This window comes from Chryseobacterium soli, assembly GCF_000737705.1.
GTDB lineage: Bacteria > Bacteroidota > Bacteroidia > Flavobacteriales > Weeksellaceae > Chryseobacterium > Chryseobacterium soli.
In genome coordinates this window covers 296,674-317,444 of the sequence record NZ_JPRH01000004.1, presented here as the reverse complement: position 1 = coordinate 317,444, position 20,771 = coordinate 296,674, and the positions used below count along the sequence as shown (strand labels likewise).

19 protein-coding genes are annotated in these 20,771 nt (G+C 37.0%); 6 read left to right on the top strand and 13 right to left on the bottom strand.

What is annotated here, in order from left to right:
- The first annotated feature begins 65 nt into the window (after nt 1–65).
- The 4 genes from IW15_RS11790 to apaG all read left to right on the top strand — a co-directional run bounded on the left by IW15_RS11790 (nt 66) and on the right by apaG (nt 5,810).
- Nucleotides 66–1,106: an SRPBCC family protein gene (locus tag IW15_RS11790; protein ID WP_034711464.1), complete on the top strand. Its 1,041-nt coding sequence runs from the start codon at nt 66–68 to the stop codon at nt 1,104–1,106.
- Nucleotides 1,107–1,229: 123 nt separating this feature from the next.
- Entirely contained in the window at nt 1,230–4,046 is a 2,817-nt protein-coding gene (locus IW15_RS11785) for a 2-oxoglutarate dehydrogenase E1 component (RefSeq protein ID WP_034711463.1), read from the top strand.
- Between the two features lie 39 nt (nt 4,047–4,085).
- Entirely contained in the window at nt 4,086–5,339 is a 1,254-nt protein-coding gene (odhB, locus tag IW15_RS11780) for a 2-oxoglutarate dehydrogenase complex dihydrolipoyllysine-residue succinyltransferase (protein WP_034711461.1), read from the top strand.
- Nucleotides 5,340–5,420: 81 nt separating this feature from the next.
- Nucleotides 5,421–5,810, top strand: coding sequence for a Co2+/Mg2+ efflux protein ApaG (gene apaG / locus IW15_RS11775; RefSeq protein WP_034711460.1), 390 nt, complete (start codon nt 5,421–5,423; stop codon nt 5,808–5,810).
- A gap of 64 nt (nt 5,811–5,874) precedes the next feature.
- Here the strand turns inward: apaG and IW15_RS11770 are convergent, their stop codons facing one another.
- The 3 genes from IW15_RS11770 to IW15_RS11760 form a co-directional block, all read right to left on the bottom strand.
- Complete coding sequence (locus IW15_RS11770) at nt 5,875–6,429, bottom strand: 3'-5' exonuclease (protein ID WP_034711459.1); 555 nt, start codon at nt 6,427–6,429, stop codon at nt 5,875–5,877.
- An 82-nt stretch (nt 6,430–6,511) separates the two neighbouring features.
- A complete protein-coding gene (locus IW15_RS11765) occupies nt 6,512–7,480 on the bottom strand; it encodes a glycosyltransferase family 2 protein (protein ID WP_034711457.1) in 969 nt (322 codons plus the stop codon).
- 7 nt (nt 7,481–7,487) lie between these two features.
- Nucleotides 7,488–8,372: a lysophospholipid acyltransferase family protein gene (locus IW15_RS11760; RefSeq protein ID WP_034711455.1), complete on the bottom strand. Its 885-nt coding sequence runs from the start codon at nt 8,370–8,372 to the stop codon at nt 7,488–7,490.
- 79 nt (nt 8,373–8,451) lie between these two features.
- On the opposite strand from IW15_RS11760, the gene IW15_RS11755 reads away from it, so the two are divergent.
- The gene (locus tag IW15_RS11755) at nt 8,452–9,021 is read left to right on the top strand and encodes a thioredoxin family protein (protein ID WP_034711454.1); all 570 of its coding nucleotides are present in this window, start codon (nt 8,452–8,454) and stop codon (nt 9,019–9,021) included.
- 36 nt (nt 9,022–9,057) lie between these two features.
- On the opposite strand, the gene IW15_RS11750 is transcribed toward IW15_RS11755, so the two are convergent.
- The 4 genes from IW15_RS11750 to IW15_RS11735 all read right to left on the bottom strand — a co-directional run bounded on the left by IW15_RS11750 (nt 9,058) and on the right by IW15_RS11735 (nt 14,613).
- Nucleotides 9,058–10,419, bottom strand: coding sequence for an aldehyde dehydrogenase (locus tag IW15_RS11750; RefSeq protein ID WP_034711894.1), 1,362 nt, complete (start codon nt 10,417–10,419; stop codon nt 9,058–9,060).
- 42 nt (nt 10,420–10,461) lie between these two features.
- Nucleotides 10,462–12,024: an MFS transporter gene (locus IW15_RS11745; protein WP_034711453.1), complete on the bottom strand. Its 1,563-nt coding sequence runs from the start codon at nt 12,022–12,024 to the stop codon at nt 10,462–10,464.
- A 199-nt stretch (nt 12,025–12,223) separates the two neighbouring features.
- Nucleotides 12,224–13,270, bottom strand: coding sequence for an HlyD family secretion protein (locus IW15_RS11740; protein ID WP_034711452.1), 1,047 nt, complete (start codon nt 13,268–13,270; stop codon nt 12,224–12,226).
- Nucleotides 13,271–13,275: 5 nt separating this feature from the next.
- Nucleotides 13,276–14,613 (bottom strand): TolC family protein, encoded by a 1,338-nt coding sequence (locus IW15_RS11735; protein ID WP_228384355.1) that lies wholly within the window; start codon nt 14,611–14,613, stop codon nt 13,276–13,278.
- A gap of 137 nt (nt 14,614–14,750) precedes the next feature.
- Here IW15_RS11735 and IW15_RS11730 point away from each other — a divergent pair, with 137 nt between their 5' ends.
- Nucleotides 14,751–15,554 carry a helix-turn-helix domain-containing protein gene (locus tag IW15_RS11730; RefSeq protein ID WP_034711449.1) on the top strand — a complete coding sequence of 268 codons (804 nt, stop codon included), beginning with the start codon at nt 14,751–14,753 and terminating at the stop codon, nt 15,552–15,554.
- Nucleotides 15,555–15,666: 112 nt separating this feature from the next.
- Here IW15_RS11730 and rplI read toward each other — a convergent pair whose 3' ends face one another.
- The 6 genes from rplI to IW15_RS11700 all read right to left on the bottom strand — a co-directional run bounded on the left by rplI (nt 15,667) and on the right by IW15_RS11700 (nt 20,684).
- Nucleotides 15,667–16,173, bottom strand: coding sequence for a 50S ribosomal protein L9 (rplI, locus tag IW15_RS11725; RefSeq protein WP_034711447.1), 507 nt, complete (start codon nt 16,171–16,173; stop codon nt 15,667–15,669).
- A 175-nt stretch (nt 16,174–16,348) separates the two neighbouring features.
- The gene (gene rpsR, locus IW15_RS11720) at nt 16,349–16,651 is read right to left on the bottom strand and encodes a 30S ribosomal protein S18 (RefSeq protein WP_034711446.1); all 303 of its coding nucleotides are present in this window, start codon (nt 16,649–16,651) and stop codon (nt 16,349–16,351) included.
- Between the two features lie 28 nt (nt 16,652–16,679).
- The gene (rpsF, locus tag IW15_RS11715; protein ID WP_034711445.1) at nt 16,680–17,021 is read right to left on the bottom strand and encodes a 30S ribosomal protein S6; all 342 of its coding nucleotides are present in this window, start codon (nt 17,019–17,021) and stop codon (nt 16,680–16,682) included.
- 134 nt (nt 17,022–17,155) lie between these two features.
- Nucleotides 17,156–18,496, bottom strand: a complete 1,341-nt coding sequence (locus IW15_RS11710) for a T9SS-dependent choice-of-anchor J family protein (protein WP_034711444.1) — start codon at nt 18,494–18,496, stop codon at nt 17,156–17,158.
- A 146-nt stretch (nt 18,497–18,642) separates the two neighbouring features.
- The gene (locus IW15_RS11705) at nt 18,643–20,010 is read right to left on the bottom strand and encodes a chloride channel protein (protein ID WP_034711442.1); all 1,368 of its coding nucleotides are present in this window, start codon (nt 20,008–20,010) and stop codon (nt 18,643–18,645) included.
- Nucleotides 20,011–20,054: 44 nt separating this feature from the next.
- Complete coding sequence (locus IW15_RS11700; protein WP_034711440.1) at nt 20,055–20,684, bottom strand: hypothetical protein; 630 nt, start codon at nt 20,682–20,684, stop codon at nt 20,055–20,057.
- Nucleotides 20,685–20,771 lie beyond the last annotated feature (87 nt).

The window sequence follows — 20,771 nt, the reverse complement described above, 5'->3', positions numbered from 1 at the left end:
GTTAAACATACAACTAGAGTGATCAACATATTGGTCACTTTTTTTATTTGTATTACTTTTGTGCGATGCGTTTTTTTAAAATAATAAGTGTAATTATCGTTATTATGGTGGGGGCTTATGCCGCTTCCATGTACTATTTTGTGGACGACAGTAAAAATTTTCAGATTGAAAAAGAGATTGATTATCCCGTGGATAAAGTATTTCCGCAATTCAATAATCTGCAGAATTTTACACGGTGGAACAACTTTTTTAAAAGTTCCCAGTCTATTGATATCGATTATTATACACCTTATGAAGGGCAGGGAAGCTCAATCAGTTACGTAGATCCTAAAAATGATACCGATGGAGAAATGTTCATCCGGTATGAAAATCCAAATAAAACATTAAAATACCAGCTTTTCGAGGACAGAAATGAAAATCCTACGCTGGTAGATGTTAAATTTAAAGCAGTATCTGCTGAAAAAACAAAAATTACCTGGTACGTCCACACCCCGAAACTTTCAGTGCTAAGAAGAGTTGAAAATTTCTGGACGGAAGACCGGTTTGCTGAAAATATTACCAAAAGTATGGTGAACCTTAAAAATGTCTTAGGCAACAAAGTGGAAAAAGACAACCAGATGGCCGCCATCAAGTATGACAGTCTGATGGTGGAAAATGAAGAAAGTAAAATGCTGCTCGGGATCAATGTAAGTACTTCCAACAAAAAAGACGCACTCTACAGGAATATCGCCATGAACTATAACAAAGTCTATAACTTTGTGACGATGGATCTAGGAAAGAAAGATGATGAATTCGGATATCCGATACTTATCACAGATGCAGATAACTACAAAGACAAAGAAGTTTCTTACTTCCTGGGAATTCCGCTTTCCAAAAAAATAGGGGTTTCAGACAACAACTTTAATTTCAGATCCGTGAATGCTTCCCAGAATTATGTGATGTACTACAGAGGAACCTATGAAGGAAGAGTAAAAGCAATCCTGCAGCTGATCCAGAAAGCAAAAAAAGATGAGATGCGTTTTGGTGATATCAGACAGACTTTTATCGAGCGTCCGGTGGAAGGGCAGGAGGTAAATATGAAACTCTCATTATCAGTATTTAAGTAAAATATTGAAAATTATTTTTTTTATGGTTTTTTTATAGTTTTCAGGCTGTTCCAAGTCGGTTTTTTTTATTAAATTTGAGGATTAATTATACAAATAAATTTTAATAATAGATAAACTGTAATAATGGACAGATTTTCATTCCTAAACGCAGCTCATTCTCAATTAATTGAGGATTTATACCAACAATACTTAAAATTCCCGGATTCTTTAGAACCATCATGGAAAGCCTTCTTTCAAGGCTTCGATTTTGCTTTGGAGAACTACGGAGATGACGAAAACATCCAATATATTCAGGCTTCAGCCAATGCTGCCCCGGCAGTACAGCAAATATCTCAGGCGGTATCAAATGGAGAAGTCCCTGAGCATATCAAAAAAGAGTTTAAAGTAGTAAATCTTATTGAAGCGTACAGAACAAGAGGACACTTGTTTACAAAAACCAATCCTGTAAGAGAAAGAAGACATTACATGCCTACTTTGGACATCGAAAACTTCGGTCTTAGCAAGGAAGATTTAAACACAAAATTCAACTGTGCTGTTGAAACAGGTATGAAAGAGCCTGCGACACTACAGGAATTGATCAAACATTTGGAAAATATTTACTGTGATTCTATCGGAGTAGAATATACATACATCAACAATGTTGAAGAAAAAGATTTTATTAAAAAATGGCTTCAGGTGAATGAAAACCACCCGAACCTTTCAGCGAATGAAAAAACTGAAATTTTATTAAAATTAAATCAGGCGGTAGCTTTTGAAAATTATCTTCACACAAAATTTGTTGGACAAAAAAGATTCTCATTAGAAGGAGGAGAAACATTGATTCCTGCTTTGGATCAGTTGATTTCAAGATCTTCTCAGCTGGGAGTAGATGAAGTGGTATTAGGAATGGCTCACAGAGGAAGATTGAATGTTCTTTCAAACATCTTTGGTAAGTCATACAAACAAATTTTCTCAGAATTTGAAGGAAAAGAATTTGAAGAAGATGTATTTTCTGGTGACGTGAAATATCACTTGGGATCTTCTAAAAGAATTAAAACCGCTTCAGGTGAAGAGGTTTCAATTAATCTGACTCCAAACCCATCACACTTAGAAACAGTTGCTGCTTTGGTAGAAGGTATTTGCCGTGCTGAAGTAGATGATAAATACAAAGGAGATTTCTCTAAAATATTACCGATCATCATCCACGGAGACGGTGCTGTTGCAGGACAGGGTATTGTGTACGAAGTAGCTCAGATGATGAATCTTGAAGGCTATAAAACAGGAGGAACAGTTCATATTGTAGTCAATAACCAGGTTTCATTTACGACCAACTATGCTGATGCAAGATCATCTACTTATTGTACAGATATTGCAAAAGTAACTGAATCTCCGGTAATGCACGTGAATGCTGACGATGCAGAAGCAGTGGTACATGCCATTCATTTTGCAGCTGATTTCAGAGCTAAATTCGGAAAAGACGTATACATTGATTTATTAGGATATAGAAAATATGGACACAATGAAGGGGATGAGCCAAGATTCACGCAGCCTAATTTGTATAAATTAATTTCTAAGCATCCTAATCCAAGAGAGATTTATAAAGAGAAATTAATCAAAGGAAGTGTTGTTTCCAATGATATTCTTAAAAAGATGGAAGAAGACTTCAAAGCACTTTTAGATAAAGACTTTGATGCGTCTAAAGAAATCGAAAGAAATACAATGGATCTGTTTATGTCGGAAGACTGGGTTCCTTATCCGATTGCGAAAAGAGGAGCAGTTCAGATTCCGGTAGACACTAAATATGATATTGCAAAGCTGAAAGAACTGGCATTAACGATGTCAACCCTTCCGGCAGATAAAAAATTCATCAATAAAATTACCAGACTTTTCGAAAACCGTATCAAAGCTATTGAAGGAAATTCATTAGACTGGGCGCTAGGTGAGTGGTTAGCATATGCTACATTGCTTGTTGAAGGTCATAACGTAAGAATTTCCGGTGAAGATGTGGAAAGAGGAACGTTCTCTCACAGACATGCAGTTGTAAAAACAGAAGATACAGAAGAAGAATACGTACCGTTAAAACATGTTTCAGAAAGCAGATTTGATATCTTCAACTCTCACCTTTCAGAATATGGTGTACTAGGTTTCGACTATGGCTATGCGATGGCTTCTCCTAATACTTTGACCATTTGGGAAGCTCAGTTTGGAGACTTCGTGAATGGTGCTCAAATTATTGTTGACCAATACCTGGCAGCAGCAGAAGAAAAATGGAAAATCCAGAACGGATTGGTAATGTTATTGCCGCACGGTTCAGAAGGACAGGGTGCAGAACACTCATCAGCAAGACTAGAAAGATTCCTGACACTTTGTGCCAATGAAAATCTGGTGGTAGCCAATATCACTTCTCCAGCCAACTATTTCCACCTGTTAAGAAGACAGTTGAAATGGGGCTTCAGAAAACCATTAATCGTGATGAGTCCTAAATCTTTATTAAGACATCCGAAAGTTGTTTCTCCACTAGAAGATTTCGCTAATGGATCATTCCAGCCTATCTTGGACGATCCAACAGCTGATCCTAAAAAAGTAGAAAAATTAGTACTGTGTTCAGGTAAACTTTACTTTGAATTATTGGCTAAAAAAGAAGAACTTAATGCTGAAAATATTGCATTGGTAAGATTCGAGCAGTTGTATCCTTTACAAACCGATACCATTGAACAGATCTTCAGCAAATACGAAAACAAAAAAGAAATTGTTTGGGCTCAGGAAGAACCAGAAAACATGGGAGCTTGGTCTTACATTTTAAGAAACTTCAGAGATACAGGAATTCAGGTTATTTCTCCGGTTCCAAGCGGTGCTCCGGCTCCGGGAAGTCATAAAATGTTTGAGAAAAATCAAAATGCGGTTATCAACAGAGTATTCGACAGAGATGATGCTCCCGCAAAAAGACCGGTAACAGCTTAATTTAAATAATATTCAATTAAAAAATAAAAAATACTCAATATGTCAATTTTAGAAATGAAAGTTCCTTCACCGGGCGAATCAATTACAGAAGTTGAAATTGCAACTTGGCTTGTAAAAGATGGTGATTATGTAGAAAAAGATCAACCTATCGCTGAGGTAGACTCAGACAAAGCAACACTGGAATTGCCTGCAGAAGAAAGTGGTATTATCACTTTAAAAGCAGAAGAAGGTGATGTGGTACAAGTAGGTCAGGTAGTTTGTTTAATTGATAGGGACGCTGCAAAACCGGAAGGTGCTGCTGCTCCTGCCGCTGAAGCTCCAAAAAAGGAGGAAGCTCCTAAAGCTGCTGAACCGGTAAAAGCTGAGGCTCCAAAACCAGCTGTTCAGGCTGCTGCACAAACTTATGCAACGGGTGCTCCGTCTCCTGCTGCTAAGAAAATCCTTGACGAAAAAGGAGTAGATGCAGGACAAGTTTCAGGATCTGGAAGAGATGGAAGAATCACTAAAACGGATGCTGAATTAGCGGCTGTTCCTGCAATGGGAGGAAGTTCATTATCTGCTACAGGTTCAAGAGCTTCAACTACGACTAAACTTTCAGTTCTTAGAAGAAAAATCGCTTCAAGATTGGTTTCTGTAAAGAATGAAACAGCAATGTTGACTACTTTCAATGAAGTTGATATGTCTGAAATCTTCAGATTAAGAAAGCTATACAAAGAAGAATTTGCTCAAAAACACGGAGTAGGAATCGGTTTTATGTCTTTCTTCACGAAAGCGGTAACAAGAGCCCTAAAAATGTATCCTGATGTAAATGCATCTATTGATGGTGATTTCAAAATAAACTATGATTTCTGCGATATCTCAATTGCGGTATCAGGTCCTAAAGGATTAATGGTTCCTGTATTGAGAAATGCTGAAAATATGTCTTTCAAAGGAATCGAAGCGAACATTAAAGATCTTGCAACTAAAGTAAGAGACGGAAAAATTTCGGTTGACGAAATGACTGGAGGTACTTTCACCATTACAAATGGCGGTACTTTCGGATCTATGCTGTCTACACCGATCATCAACCCGCCTCAATCTGCAATCTTAGGAATGCACAACATTATTCAGAGACCGGTTGCGGTTGACGGACAAGTAGTTATTCGTCCTATGATGTACGTAGCGATGTCTTATGACCATAGAATTATTGACGGTAAAGAATCTGTAGGATTCCTTGTGGCAGTAAAAGAAGGTATCGACAATCCTGTTGAAATATTAATGGGTGGTGACGAAAGAAGAGGCCTGGAATTATAAGTTTTAATAAAATTATAATATAAATATCCGATCTCGCCTCAAAAGGGCGAGATTTTTGTATCTATTACAACAAATACTACGATGATGTTCTCAAAAATGACCTCCAATATCAAAGTTTCAGTAGTACCTGAATATGATAGTAAAAACAGTTATCCGTCCGAAAATCGTTATGTATTTAAATACAATATCACGATCGAGAATGATGGAAGTTTTCCTATAAAAATTCTTAAAAGAAAATGGCTTATTTTTGATGTAGGCTTTGGATTTACAGAAATTATAGGAGATGGCGTAATTGGTTTAACTCCGGAAGTATTGGTTGGCGAAGATTTCGCTTACTTTTCAAATGTAATGCTTCGGTCAGGAGTTGGCAATATGAGCGGGAAATACCTAGTTAAAAACATGAATACACAGGAAACCTTTGAGATCGATATCCCAAAATTCAATCTGTTGTCTGAAGTGTTAAGCAATTAATTGCGTATCTGTTCCCGATAAAGAAAGAGGATTTTCACAGTAATCTGTGGAAAGAAGGTGATAATTAGAGTTTCTTGATCTTTAATTTCAAGTTTTCATGAACTTCTTCATTGCTTGTGATAAACAGTTTTTCAAAAGCTAATAAAGAAATTTTTGCACAAACCTCTGCGTCATCACCGGCTCTATGATGATTGAATTTAATCTGATGATATTCAGCAAGATGTTTTAAACCATATTTCGGGAGATAATTCCATGATTTTTTAGCAAGCTGAATACTGCATAAATAATCAATTTTTGGAGTAAACATCCCGTAATGATTGAGACATCCCCGTAAAACTCCGGCGTCAAAACTTGCATTATGAGCCACCATCAGCGTTCCATACATCATTTCCTGAACTTCATACCAAATCTCATCAAAAGTAGGAGCATCTTTCACATCGTTCGGCTGAATGCCGTGAACAGCAACATTATATTGACTGAAATAAGGAAAACTGGGCGGTTTAATCAGCCAGGTCTTTGTTTCTATAATCGTTGAATCCTGTACAATACACACCCCAACCTCACAGGCAGAGCTTCTGTCATTAGTAGCCGTTTCAAAATCTATTGCGCAGAAATCCATCTTTTTGAATTAAATTTTAGTTATGAATTGATTGTTACAGGTGAATTTAATTTCCTTTTTCAATAATTTCGTCTTCTTTTATCTATAAGAAATGTTTAAAAATAAGCCATTTAGATTGATAAAAGCTTGCTTTCTGATGGGTTTGACGAAGCCTAATTGTACCCGGCAGCTGAGCATAGAACCCAAAATGAGCTCTCACAACAGCCCAAAGATGGGGGAAGCCATGTTTAAAACCAAAATAAATTCCTGCAATACCATCTAAACAAAGCCTGAAAAATATCAGCCAGATCAGTTTCGCAAAAGGCAGATTTTTCAGCATCATTGAAAGATTATTTCTGATGTTTAAATAGGTTTTTTGAGCACTTTGTTTATTTAATGTACCTCCTCCTACATGATAGACAGTGGATTTTCCGGTATAAAATATTTTTTTTCCAGTATTGATCAGCCTCCAGCAAAGGTCGATCTCCTCCTGATGGGCAAAAAATCTTGCATCAAAGCCCTTCTGTTCCCAAAAATCTTTTGAACGGATAAAAAAGCAGCATCCTGAAGCCCAGAAAATCTCTGTTTCATCATCATATTGCCCTTTATCTTCTTCCAGATTGTCAAAAACACGTCCCCTGCAGTAAGGATACCCTAAATTATCAATGAGTCCTCCGCCGGCTCCTGCAAATTCAAAGAATTTTTTGTTATCGTAGGATAAAATTTTAGGCTGTACAGCGACAATTTCTGAATTATTTTCAAACAGTTCCAGCACAGGGTCAATCCAGTTTTCGGTAACTTCTACATCAGAATTTAACAGACAATAATAATCGGCATCAATTTTCTTTAATCCTTCGTTATATCCGCCTGCAAAACCATAATTTTTATCATTGGAGATGATTGTAACCGTTGGGAAATTATGCTTCAGAAATTCAATGGAATCATCCGTAGAAAGATTATCAATTACATAAATATCCGTTTTTTGAGAAAACTGAATAACACTTGGAAGAAATTTTTCGAGCCAGTTTTTACCGTTCCAGTTTAAAATGGCAACTGCTAATTTGTGAGGCATTGACAATCTATTTTTTTTCTGAATCAAATGTTTTGATAGAGTCCTGGTATTTCCATTTTCTGTGAGACCACAAGTAATTGTCCGGACGTTTGCGTAACGTATTTTCCAGCAGTTTATGGAATTTTTTCACCACTTCATGTTCTACAAATTTTTCACCGTCAGGAAATATTCTGTGGTAATTTACCTGGTAATATCCGCGTTTTACCTTTTTCATTTCGCAGTAGATAAAAGCAAGATCCATTCTGGTGGCCAGTTTATCGTACCCGATGAAAGCCGGTGTTCTCTGATTAAGAAATTCTAATCCGTAATTAACGTGAGCAATATGCGGTGTTTGATCTGCTACGAACATATAAGTGGAATCACCATCGTTTTTTGACCTGAAAATATTGATGATCACTTCATTCGCTTCCAGCGCTTCATTTCCGAATTTATTCCGCACCTTTTTCATCTGGTTTTCCCAGAAATCACTGTTTACTTTTCGGTATACAGGATGACAGTGCTTTTGAGGGATAATAGCTGCAAATGCATTCATCCATTCCCAGTTGAATACGTGCCCTGCGAGTAGAATAATGTTTTTACCTTCTCTTTTGGCATCATGAAAAACTTCCTGATTGATGTGCTGCATTCTCACCCTGGATTCTGTTTCGGAAATGCTGAATGATTTGATTGTTTCTACCAGATAATCTGAAAAATTCAGATAAAACTTCTTTCGTATGTCCCGGATCTCTTCGTCAGATTTTTCGGGGAAGGAGTTTTTCAGGTTTTGAGTAATCACTTTTTTCCGGTATCCCACAATATAGTAGTTGAGGAAAAACATAACGTCCGAAAAAATATACAATATTTTAAGCGGAAGTTTGGAGATGAGATATAATATTTTGATCAGGAAATTCATAAAACAGGCAAATTTAGTGATAAAAAAATTACGGTTCTATTTTTGCTGATAATAAGTATTAATTTTTTATTTTTATGGTATGAAAAAATTGTCAATTATAGCTTTCTTAGGATTGAGCACGCTGGCGTTTTCACAAGAGGCACAAAAACCAGCTGAACCCAGAAAAAAAGATAACGCTTTACTGGTAAAAACGGATCCTGCAGAATTGGAGGCGAAGAAAAAGGCTGCAGAGGAAAAGGGGAAATTACCTAAACCTTATAATCCAAAAGCTGATGCACAGGCAGATATCAATAAATTAGTTGCACAGGCGAAGAAGGAAGGGAAGAATATTATTATTCAGGCAGGAGGAAACTGGTGTATCTGGTGTCTCCGCTTTAATAATTATGTGCAGACTACTCCTGCATTAAAAAGTATTCTAGATAAGAACTATTTATATTACCACCTTAATTATTCTCCGGAAAATAAAAATGAAAAAGTATTTTCCAATTATATAGATACGAAAGAGCAACAGGGTTACCCATTCTTTATTGTATTAGATAAAAATGGTAAAAAGCTTCATGTACAGCAAAGTGATGTTTTGGAAGAAGGAAAAGGATACAGTGAAGAAAAAGTAAAAGAATTTTTCAATACTTGGACTCCTAAGTCATAAACAACAAAAACCGAGAAATTTCTCGGTTTTTGTTGTTTATAAAAATTTCTTGATCCAGGTTAATTTTTTTTCAGAATACGGAGGATATTTAATATTGGGTTCGCCCCAGGTTGTTTTTTCCAGTACAGCTTTCTGGTGCGAAAAAGTTTCGAAACCATATTTTCCATGATAGTTTCCGATGCCAGAGTGACCTACACCGCCAAAAGGCAAATAGTCGTTGCTTAAATGCATAATAACATCATTGATGCAGCCTCCACCGAAAGAAAGCTTCTGTAAGAAGTTTTCCTTTTCCTCAGCATTATTGGTGAATAAATAGGCGGAAAGCGGTTTTTCCAGCTCCAGTATTGAATTGAGGGCCATAGGAAAGCTTGTAAAAGAAATTACCGGAAGAATGGGACCAAAAATTTCTTCCTGCATCACATCATCCTGCCAATCTACCTGAGTAAGGAGGGTAGGTTCTATATACAACTGATCTTCATTCCAGGTACCGCCATAATATATTTTTTCTTTATCGATAAGCTTAATAAGCCGTTGGAAGTTTCTTTGATTAATGATTCTGGTATATTGTTCAGATCCTGGGCTGTATTGGAATTCTTTAATATAATTTCTCAGCATTTCCAAAAACTGCTCCTGAACAGTTTCTTCAACCAACAGATAATCCGGAGCGACACAGGTTTGCCCTGCGTTTAAAAATTTTCCCCAGACGATTCTTTTGGCAGCCACGTTCAGATCGGCATCTTTAGTGACAATTACCGGAGATTTTCCTCCTAATTCTAACGTTACGGGCGTTAAATGTTCGGCAGCGGCTTTGTAGACAATTTTCCCTACTTTAGTGCTTCCTGTGAAAAAGATACTGTCAAATTTCAATTGCAAAAGGGCTGTTGTTTCATCAATTCCGCCTTCATAAACGTATAGATATTCCGGTGGAAAATTTTCATTGATGATAGTTGCCATGGCTTTCATGGTATTTTCCGCTATTTCACTTGGCTTAAGAATACAGCAGTTTCCGGCGGCCAAAGCTGCAATAATGGGAGATAAAGACAGCTGATATGGATAATTCCAGGCGCCAATCACCAAAACGCAGCCCAAAGGTTCCGGATACAACCTGCTTTTTCCCAGCTGATTGGCCAGGTTGGTCGTTACTTTTTTAGGTTTTGATAATGTATTAAGATTTTTCAGATAATAGTCAATATCTTTTAGAACCAAAGAAATTTCTGTGGTAAAGGTGTCAAATTTAGATTTTCCAAAATCTTTATCAATTGCTTCATACAAAAGTTCTTCATTCTGGATGATCAATGATTTTAGCTTTTCTAAATATATTTTCCTGAACTTTATATTTTTAGTCTTCTGACTTTGAAAAAACACTTTTTGGCTTGATAGGACTTCCTGAATATTCATACCGTACATTTCGGTAGATCATGCAAATTATCTGCCTAAAAATTACATGATGTTTCTTATGGCTATTTTTACAGGATGATACATCAATAAAAGTAAGGCTGTGATTAAAGCCAGCCAGAATAATCCGGTGAATATTTCCATATTGGAAAGCAGCATAGACTGTGCGGCAATTTTAGCCTTAAAAGCACCGGCAGTCATGGATAATGATTCATTGACGGGCAATTTGGAGATGTTCGCTCCAAATATCTGATTCCATTGGGAGTAGAAAACAGGATTGGTGTCGGTTAATTGAAAACTTAGGGCATCAGAATGTTTTAAACTTAAAGCCAGCATTAAATTCTGCATTAAAGCATATCCGATAGCTGTCGTCCAGAAACGGGTCGTGGTCCCTAACGCAGTCGCATTGGCCACATAATCTTCAGGCATCCCGGAAATCAGGAAGAAAACCAATGGCGTAAATAATAGTCCCTGCGCGATTCCCTGTAAAAATAATGGCGGACAAATGGTTGAAAGGGTAGTATCGGGATAGAATGTGTACGTAAACCAGGCACAGTCTATAGCAAGAAGGAGAAATCCCGTGAAGAAAACAATTCTTGAAGAGACTCCTTTCATTAAACAAATGCCGGATAAAAATACGCCTAAAAGGGTTCCTGCAACATTCCAGTACTGAATGTTGATGATGTAATCCCATGGCCATTTCCAGACGGTTGCCATAATGCTGTACACATTGTTCAGACCTGCGCGGATCAAATAAAATATGAAAAACAGGACCATTCCGGCAACAACATTTCTGGAGCTGAATACTTCAAAATGGAAAAGTGGCCGTTTGGAGTTTCTCTGTTTCAGCATAAATAAACCTCCTGAAATCAGAAATACAAAAAGGCACATCGTGATGATATCAGATTCAAACCACATCAGTCTTTTTCCGTAAATAATAGCATAGGCTCCAGCCTGCAGACAGGCCCACAACAGAAACCAACTTGTAATATCCAGCTGATATAAAGGCATTTTAGGGAGAAATCTATTTCTGTTGAATAGAACAATACCAATGATTAAAACAAAAATATGGAAATATAAAATCATTAAAATCATATGCCGGAAATCGTAATCCTGAATGCTTGATTTTAATAAAGAGCTGGTAACGGTACCTCCTGTAAGCATAATGGTGTACATGAACAGGTACGCAATCACTTTAGCGTGCTTTGTTTTTAATTCTGCAATAATCAAAGGCAGAAAGATCGCACCTTCCAGCAATCCGAAAATTCCTTCCAGAAACCGGATCACCAGGATGATATGATAGTCGTGAGTAGCAGATAGAATGTATAAAATAATCACGGAGATGGAAGACATCAGCAGAATATAATATTTGACGCTGAAATAGGCCATAAATCTCGGTAAAACTAAAAGGGTAACCACAAATGTCCCATACATCAAAATCAATAAATATTGGATGTCGTCTGAATCTACATCCATAAAAGAAGATGTGAAAGCGCTGTTAGAGTGTAAAAGCGATAACAACATCAAATGGGGAAACAGTGCCAGTACAAGGAGCGGCAGTTTCAGCCATTGTGGTACCCAATTATAGTAGATGGTATTATGTTGCATAATAGATTGGCAAAAAATAAAAAGCGAAAAGGCTGAAAATCATAAGTGTAAAAAAAGTAAAATGATAAAAATGCTAAAGAAAAAAATTGGCAAATTCACGATTTTGCGATTCCGCCTTTTCGCTAAAAAATAATTTAATGGTAAAATTTGAAAGGGATTTTTCTGCTTCATCAGTCTTACTGCTTATCCCTCCCAAATTTTATATTTTTCTGGCGCTTACCAGAACATTCATCCCGGAAAGCAGCTTTTCATTGTCTTTATTGTTATCAAGAATAATTTTCACAGGAAATCTCTGTTCAATTTTCACAAAGTTTCCGGTAGCATTATCAGGTTTGATCAAAGAAAACTGAGATCCTGACGCAGGAGAAACAGATACTATTTTTCCTTTAAACTCCACATTCGGAAAGGCATCAGCAGTGATAATTACGTCCTGTTTCTGATCGATTTCGCCCAATTGAGTTTCTTTATAATTGGCGATGATCCACTTTTCCTTGCTTACGATCTGTACGAGTGCCTGTCCCTCCTTGATTAGCTGTCCTTCCTGGATCGTTTTTTTTCCGACCCATCCATCATAAGGTGCTGTAATGACCGTATAGGAAAGAAATAATTTAGCATTATTCAAACTTGCAGAACTCTGCTGAATCTGGCTTTTTGCCGGGGCAACTTTCGTTTCCTGTTCGCTGGCACTGGCTCTTACCGCATTTTTCTGCTGTTCCAATGCCAGAAGATTGGCTTTAGCCTGATCATAAGATGCTTTTACATTTTCAAACTGCTGTTCGGTTGCAGCATCTTCAGCCACCAGATTTTTGTATCTTTTATAATCCTGTTCGGTTCTCCAGATATCGATCTTTGCAGAAGATATTTTGGCATCAATGATCTTCGTATCACTTTCTTTGGTATTCACGCCGCTTTCAATAGTGGTGATATTTTCAGAAGTTGCGTGCAGGTTTGCTTCCGCCATTTTAACCTGATTGACGAATTCTCTGTTGTCTATGACAATCAGTGTATCACCTTTGTGTACAAACTGATTTTCGTTAAACCGTATCGTTTTGATGAACCCTGAAACTTTACTCGAAACAGGCGTAATATATTGCTCGATCTGTGCATCGTTCGTTGTAACATTTTTTCGGGAAAAAAGATAAAAACTTACCATCCCCGTGACACCACTGATAATAAGGATCCAGGCTAATAAAGTAATCGTCTTATTGATTCTTTTTTCCTTTTGTGTTAATTGCTTCTTTGCCATAGTTTTTATAAGTTTCCAATCGTATATTGGAGTTGATAGTATTTCAGTTGTCGGTTTATTTTTACAGAAATTAAATTAGAGCGGGCTTCCAGATAAGCATTATCAGCATCAATAAGCTCAGTAATAAGGCTTAATTTATTCACATACTTCGTTCGTACGATCCGGTAGTTTTCTTTAGCCTGATTGATTGCTTCTTCCGCAATTTTTACTTTTTGGTCGGTTTCTTCAAACTTCTTGAAAGCTTCATACACATGATGTCTTACATTCTCTTCATTTTCTTCGATCTGAAGCTTTGCAAGGTCAATATTTTCCTTGGCTTCCTGCATCTTATATTTGTTTTTATACAAGCTTTCAATCGGATAGGTAAGGTTCACTCCAATCATTCCCAATCGGTAGGCATAAGGCTCCGGAGGAAAAAACATCATATTGGGATATTTCAAAAAATATTCTCCACCAGCAGTTATTTTAGGTAAATAATTCGCTTTTGTAATTTTTTGATCCAGCTGTTTTAACGAAAGATTCTTATGTGTAATTTCTACGGATTCATTCTTGGCTAAAGCCGTTTCTGTAAGTTCTTCTATATAAGGAATGGTGGCTTTTTCAGAGATCAGATCTTCTGTGTCGGCATGCATTTCCTGACTTTCCGGAAGAGAAAGAATGGTTTTAAGCTTATGTTCTGCGATTTGGATGTCATTATCCAGTTCCGTCCAGCTCATCATATGGTTGGAAAGCTGTAAAGACGTTCTCAGTACTTCATTTACGGTAACTACGCCATTGGCTTTTAAGGCTTTTACCTGTTTAATATTCACAGAATCTTCTTTCATCTTTTCATTGATAAGCATTTGCTGCTCTTTTAAATGATGGATCTGAAGAAAAGCGGTAATGATCTCCATTGTAAGCTGTCTCTCGTCCAGATGAGTCTTTAAAGTAGAAATTTCGGTGTCGATGGCTGCTTTTTTCTCCGTGTTTTTAATTCTCCCTCCCATGTATACAGGAATGGAAGCAGAAAGGGTGAAATCATACATTCCATTGATCACATCGTATTTGGTCGCTTTCCCGAATACACCGTTTTCGTGCTGGAAAAGATTGGTTACCTGATTGTAGCTGGTATGAAATTCAATGTCCGGAAGCTTTTCCATAGCAAGATCTTTTTCTTTGGTTTCGGACATGGCCTGCTTTAGGTGGCTTATCTGAATATTTTTGTTATTCTTCAAACCCAGTTCTATGGCTTGCTGGAGATTGAGGTGCTGGTAATCTATCACCTGTGAGGGTAATAAACTGCTTATCAATAATAAGCACAACGCTATGCATTGATATCCGCATGCGTTAAATATCATTTTCATAAATAAATTAAAGGTTTTTTGCTGAATTGATTTTGATGTTGCAAAGTTACGATGTGTACATAGGGACCCGATTTGTGAAAACAGAAAAAGATTTGCTCATTTACGCCAAATCAAAATTTTCTACTTATCTTTAGGATATGAATGACGAACATTTTAAAGCAGTAGAGGAAGAAGATGCCGCATTTTATGTCTATCATGTCCTTACGGGCAATATAAAAACGGATATACATCATCATAGTTCTGCACAATTGGTGTATGCAGAAGGGGGAATCGTGCATATTTTTGCAGATCTCAAGCATTGGTATCTTCCGGCCCGTTGCTTTATGTGGATACCGGCGGGAATGCCACATTATATATTTACCTCCAGCCCAAAAGTGGATTTATATAATTTTTATTTTAAAAAAGAAGAAGCAGAAGATGGCTTTTTTGATGAAATTGATATTTATTCCGTCAGCCATCTCCTGAGAGAGATGATTTTATATACAAAAGAATGGGATGGGAAAATCACAAAAAATGAAAGCTCTAAGTATTATTTTCTCAAAGCTTTAAAAGGAATTTTACCCGAAAAAAGAGATAAAAAATTAACGTTTCCTGTTCAGCATCCTTTTCCAAAAGATGAAACCTTATTAAAGATCGCTCAGTACATTCATACGAATCTTGAAAAGCCGCTTAGCATCGAATCTACGGCAAAAGAATTCGGGATGAGTACAAGAACCCTTTCGAGGAAGTTTAAAGAGATTTTAGGCATGAATTATGTCCGTTTTCTGCGGGCGTTAAGAATTACCCGTTCATTAGAATTAATGTTGGAGGAAAAGTACAATATGTATGAGATTGCGATGATGGTAGGGTATAACAGTCTTTCCTCTTTCAGCAATATATTTAAAAAAGTAATTGGAATTCCACCCACTGAATATCAGCAGCGTTTAAAAGGAGAGCAGTAAGCTTATTATAACGGCTAAGAAGGGATTGGCTTTTCTATTAGCTTTCATTATTACGCAAAAAAACCACTTCAATTGAAGTGGTTATATGGTGTGAGAAAAATTCTCTTATTGACTAAGCTTCTTCTTCAGTCTTAGCTTCTACTTTTTTAGCAGGAGCCGGAGCTGCAGGAGGTGCATCAGATACAACATCGAATTCGAAGTTATACTCTACATTTCTGTGTAGTCTAACGATAGATGTTACTTTACCAGTTCTCTTAATTGTGTTCCCTGGAATTTTGATGTATTTCTTGTCTACCTGTACACCAGCTTTAGCTAGAGCAGCAGAAAGATCAGAATTGTTGATAGATCCGAATAATTTATCACCTGTACCTACTTTAGCAGGAATAGAGATAGATGTTTTCTTCAATTGTTCAACGATAGCGTTAGCAGCAGCAATTAATTTAGCTTCTTCTTCTTTTCTCGCTTCCAAAGTAGCTTCTAAAGCAGCTTTGTTTTTAGGAGTTGCCAAAAGAGCAATCCCTTGAGGAAGTAAAAAGTTTCTTGCGTAACCTGGCTTTACGTTTACTGTGTCGAATTCAAGACCTAAATTTTCTACGTCTTTTTTTAAGATAATTTGCATTGTTGTTGTCCTTTTTAGAATTTAGAAGCTAGATAGTAGACAATTAGATCGTAGACATTTAAGTCTGAAATCTGGAATCTGAGATCTGTTAATCTAAATTAAGTTAGAATTAAATATGTATTCAGCAACAAAAGAAGAGGTTGCCCTCTTCTCTCATTTATTTTTTTTTAGAATCTTACTTTAATAAATCCGCTACGTACGGCATTAAAGAAAGGTGTCTTGCTCTTTTGATAGCAGCAGAAACTTTTCTTTGGTATTTTAAAGAAGTTCCAGTGTATCTTCTTGGTAAGATCTTACCTTGCTCGTTTACAAACTGTAATAAGAAATCAGCATCTTTGTAATCTACATGCTTAATTCCGAATTTTTTGAATCTACAATATTTCTTTTCAGATTTTGTATTGATATCAAGTGGAGTAAGGAATTTTACTTCTGATTCTCCTCCAGCTGAGGCTTGTTTAGCCATATCATCTATTGCCATTGTCTTGTCTTTTTTTAAGGATTAATAATTAAGCTTTAGCTGCTTTTACTTTAGTTCTTCTTGTTACAGCGTACTCAATAGCATGCTTGTCAAGTTTTGTCGTAAGGTAACGGATTACTCTTTCGTCACGTTTGAAAGCTAATTCCAAATCAGCAACGATAGTTCCTTCTCCTTTAAACTCGATTAAAGTATAGAATCCGTTCTTTTTTAATTGGATCGGATACGCTAGTTTTTTTAATCCCCAGTTTTCTTTAGCAACGATTTCACAGTTCTTTTCTTTTAAAAGATCTTCAAATTTTTTCACTGCTTCCTCCACCTGAGCATCAGATAGAACGGGAGTTAAAATGAAAACAGTTTCGTAATTGTTCATAATGTTAAATGAATTTGTTAATTATTTCGAGGTGCAAAAGTAGAAATTTTATTTCTAATATGCAATATTCCCAAGGATTATTTATAAAAAAAGACCTGCAAAAGCAGGTCTTTTCTATCTTATGGTGAATATAATTACTTTTTAATCACTTTTACAGACTCTTTTCCGCTTTCAGTTTCGGCAGTTACGATATAAATTCCGGCAGCTAATTTAGCAAGATGTACCGAGAATTTATTGCTGTTGGCATCCGTACTGATGACGCTTCTTCCAGCAGTATCATAAACGTTGATTGATTTAATTTTTACCTTAGAATCTATATTCAATACATCGGTTGCCGGATTAGGATACGCCTTAAAGATTGAATTTTTCTTCACGGCATCCTGCACAGCCAGATTACTGGCAATTACATTCACAGAATAATCCTCTGCCTGTCCGTAGTCCGAACCCATACAAGGATTCAGGAAGTCTGGATCATCATCAATGGTGCCAAATATCTTTTTAACCCTCATTCTTGTAGTTCCAGGAGTGGCATTAGCAGGCACCGGAATAGCCTGTATGGCCTGAATAGCATCTGTCCCTGTAGAGTTTTGGATAGTTTGCGCAATCTCGTAAACTTCTCCGGGATCATTAAGAGTACCATTTTGGTTCCAGTCAATAAATACCACAAAGCTGTCTTCATAATTTCCAACCGTATTTCCTTTTAACGTAATGTCGTAGGTTTGTCCCTGAGTAACAGTCGCAGTCTGATTCAGGAAGAATTCATGGAAGTTGCCTACATACTCTTCACTGTCAGTAGTATTGTTGATGCCCGCAAAATTAACTAGTGTAATCGGCTCATCGCTGTCTCCGAAAATACCTCCAAAACTTAAAGGTCCACAATAAGAAGCAGGAGGTTCTGTGTAGGTATAATCCACTTTGATATTGTCAACCAGTAAAAGAAAGTCATCTGTACTGTTGTTTACAAAAGCAATTCTTACAGTCTGTCCAATATAAGGAGTCAGAGCAGCGGCTCTGCTTGCCCAGCTTGAGTTTTCACCAGGATTGATATAAAGCTGTACCGTAAAATCTGAGATATTGTTTCCCCCGTTGGGAGCCAGCATCACTTTATATCCATCCAGGTAGGTGACGTCCTGTGATTTGGCGTCCCAGTATAATGTTGGCGAAGTTCCTGATACGGTAAACTGTGGAGAGATAAGCCAGTCGTTGGAAGTTCCTGCAGGAGTGTAATAGGAGGTACTCATGGCGGCATAATTGCCTGCCGGTCCTCCAAAATTTCCTTCAGTACCCTGTCTGTTGATTCTGTTCCAGCCATTGGTAATAAAAGATACATCAGCATTGGGGGTTAATCCGTCTGCATTAATTACTGTCCAGGCACCAATGCCAGGTCCGATTCCATCAAAGTCTTCCTGAAATATCTGGCTGTAGCCAAATACCGGAAGTGCAATTAACATTGCATTCAGTAAATGTTTTCTCATGGTTAAGAGTTTGTTGATTTCTTCAAATATAACAAAAATAACCAAATTGACAAATTATTACTGTTTTTTAAGGTGTTTTTTAATTTAACGGTAAAATTATTCTGATTTTAATGAGAATATTGTTATTTTAGATCTTTTGCCCTAATTTAAAAGGTCTCATTACGATCTTGATTTCTTATCTCGTGTAAAAAATTAACTTTTATAACATCATATAAAGAATGGCGGCTTACCAGAATGGAAGCAATGGAAGAAATCATTCCTGCAAGCATCAGATGAAATATCAACGAATGCCTGTCGGTCATTTCTAATACAATAATCGCTGAAGTAAAAGGAGCCCGGGTAATTCCTGTAAGAAAAGCAACCATACCACCGAGGATAACCACATTCGTTTCATTTTGTGTTAAATGGATTACTCCTGAAATAACAGAACCTATACTTGCGCCAGCCGCAAGAGCGGGAGCAAAAATTCCGCCTGCACCTCCTGAAGTAAAGGAAAGGGCAGGACCCAGCATCCTTAAAACAGGAACATACCATTCTTCATGTTTGTTGTGAGTGAAAAGAACACGCTGCATAATCTCCTTTCCCGAACCTAAGATTTCCCTGTTAATGAAATAGGCAATACACGCAATGAATAAAGCGCAGATAACCAGGAAAATGACATTCGCTTTGTCGGTAGTCAGGTTTTTCTTTTTCCAGTTGTTCATGGCAAGCATCATCACGGAAAGCTGGCTCGCTAATATTCCTGAAACTCCGGCTACCAGAACGATCGGGAACATCACCATTAAGGAAACATCATGGGTTTTGGGATAGCCCAGATACAAATAGGATCCTGCCAATGTCTGAGCGGTTAAGCCTGCGATAATCACTGCTGTAAAGAGCGCGGTCTTAAAATAATTAATATGGGTTTTTGAAAGCTCTTCCACTGCAAAAACGATTCCGCCGAGCGGAGTGTTGAAGGCAGCAGCAAGGCCTGCAGCGGCTCCTGTCATGATCATATTCTTTTTAGATATTTTCGGCCACCAATCAGGAAGATATTCATTCACTTTCCTGAAAATGGAACCCGCAATCTGTATGGTGGGCCCTTCACGGCCTACGGCACCACCGCCGATAACCAGAATAACGGATGAGAGGATTTTGAAAAATATGATTTTAAGACTTAAAAGACTTCTTATTTTAGTGTGTTCTTTAGGATTGGCAAGTTCTACGGCGGCCATTACCTGAGGAATTCCGCTTCCTTTTGCGTAGGGTGCGAATTCTTTGACAAGCCACCAGGAAAGAACAAATCCGATAGGGGCAATCATGAAAATCATCCAGTCATGCCAGTTGAGGATCAAGGCTAAAAGCTTTTCTCCCCATGCAAATATATGAGCATACATTACAGCGAAAATACCTGTAATGACGGAGCCTATCCAAAAAGGAATGGCTTGAAGCAGGTTGTTCTTCAACTGCTCGTTCCGGATATTGTCAAAGGATTTTTTAAGGCCTTTGCGTATGGGAGTAAAAATTTTCAACATTGTGTATTGTATATATAGGTAGAAGATTGGGAAGTTTATTCAGTTTAAATTTTTTCCAGAAAATCTGCTACTGCCAATGCATTATTCACAGAGAGTTCCTTTGGAATTCCAAAAATCAGGATTTCATTTTTTATTTCGAACTGAAAATTTTCATCTGGAAAAGACTGTATTGCCTGCCTTCTATGTGAAGTAAGACAATTTCTGGTCTTGTTTTCATTAGTACCTAAAACATAAAATTTTTTGTTGAAATCCTTATCTTCTGTAAAATCTATCGAAAATTTATTAAAAATCCCGGCAATGCAATCCATAGTCTTTTTCCTTTTTATGGAAATGTATTCCAGATCTTCATCGAGTTCTTTGATTCCCCAAATCTGTAAGGTGTCGTATTTATTGCTGCTTAGACCTCCTTTGGCAGTGATCCAGATCTTATTGGTAATATATAGGTAAAACGAATTTGTTTTGTCTTTATGGGTAATATAATAGCAGATTTTTGGAGTGAGCAGTTGGTTTTCATTTTCTGCTTTTATTTTGCTGTAGGGGGAATTTTCAATTTCTACGACTGAAATACTGTATGTTTGGAACAATTTGTCGTACACTTCAAAAATTAATTTCTCTTGTTCTTTAGAAAAATCAAATAAATTGGGAGTATATAGTTTTCTGAAATCCAGTTCCATGTTGTGTTGAAAAATAATTTGTCTTAAAATTAATATTATTTATGACAATTCCAAAGCAAAAAACCTCCGAAAAATCGGAGGTTTATA

Bases quoted from the DNA above. Each gene is read 5' to 3' on its own strand.
- IW15_RS11790 (WP_034711464.1), top strand. From the start codon at position 66: ATGCGTTTTTTTAAAATAATAAGTGTAATTATCGTTATTATGGTGGGG.
- IW15_RS11785 (WP_034711463.1), top strand. From the start codon at position 1,230: ATGGACAGATTTTCATTCCTAAACGCAGCTCATTCTCAATTAATTGAG.
- odhB (WP_034711461.1), top strand. From the start codon at position 4,086: ATGTCAATTTTAGAAATGAAAGTTCCTTCACCGGGCGAATCAATTACA.
- apaG (WP_034711460.1), top strand. From the start codon at position 5,421: ATGATGTTCTCAAAAATGACCTCCAATATCAAAGTTTCAGTAGTACCT.
- IW15_RS11770 (WP_034711459.1), bottom strand. From the start codon at position 6,429: ATGGATTTCTGCGCAATAGATTTTGAAACGGCTACTAATGACAGAAGC.
- IW15_RS11765 (WP_034711457.1), bottom strand. From the start codon at position 7,480: ATGCCTCACAAATTAGCAGTTGCCATTTTAAACTGGAACGGTAAAAAC.
- IW15_RS11760 (WP_034711455.1), bottom strand. From the start codon at position 8,372: ATGAATTTCCTGATCAAAATATTATATCTCATCTCCAAACTTCCGCTT.
- IW15_RS11755 (WP_034711454.1), top strand. From the start codon at position 8,452: ATGAAAAAATTGTCAATTATAGCTTTCTTAGGATTGAGCACGCTGGCG.
- IW15_RS11750 (WP_034711894.1), bottom strand. From the start codon at position 10,419: ATGAATATTCAGGAAGTCCTATCAAGCCAAAAAGTGTTTTTTCAAAGT.
- IW15_RS11745 (WP_034711453.1), bottom strand. From the start codon at position 12,024: ATGCAACATAATACCATCTACTATAATTGGGTACCACAATGGCTGAAA.
- IW15_RS11740 (WP_034711452.1), bottom strand. From the start codon at position 13,270: ATGGCAAAGAAGCAATTAACACAAAAGGAAAAAAGAATCAATAAGACG.
- IW15_RS11735 (WP_228384355.1), bottom strand. From the start codon at position 14,613: ATGAAAATGATATTTAACGCATGCGGATATCAATGCATAGCGTTGTGC.
- IW15_RS11730 (WP_034711449.1), top strand. From the start codon at position 14,751: ATGAATGACGAACATTTTAAAGCAGTAGAGGAAGAAGATGCCGCATTT.
- rplI (WP_034711447.1), bottom strand. From the start codon at position 16,173: ATGCAAATTATCTTAAAAAAAGACGTAGAAAATTTAGGTCTTGAATTC.
- rpsR (WP_034711446.1), bottom strand. From the start codon at position 16,651: ATGGCAATAGATGATATGGCTAAACAAGCCTCAGCTGGAGGAGAATCA.
- rpsF (WP_034711445.1), bottom strand. From the start codon at position 17,021: ATGAACAATTACGAAACTGTTTTCATTTTAACTCCCGTTCTATCTGAT.
- IW15_RS11710 (WP_034711444.1), bottom strand. From the start codon at position 18,496: ATGAGAAAACATTTACTGAATGCAATGTTAATTGCACTTCCGGTATTT.
- IW15_RS11705 (WP_034711442.1), bottom strand. From the start codon at position 20,010: ATGTTGAAAATTTTTACTCCCATACGCAAAGGCCTTAAAAAATCCTTT.
- IW15_RS11700 (WP_034711440.1), bottom strand. From the start codon at position 20,684: ATGGAACTGGATTTCAGAAAACTATATACTCCCAATTTATTTGATTTT.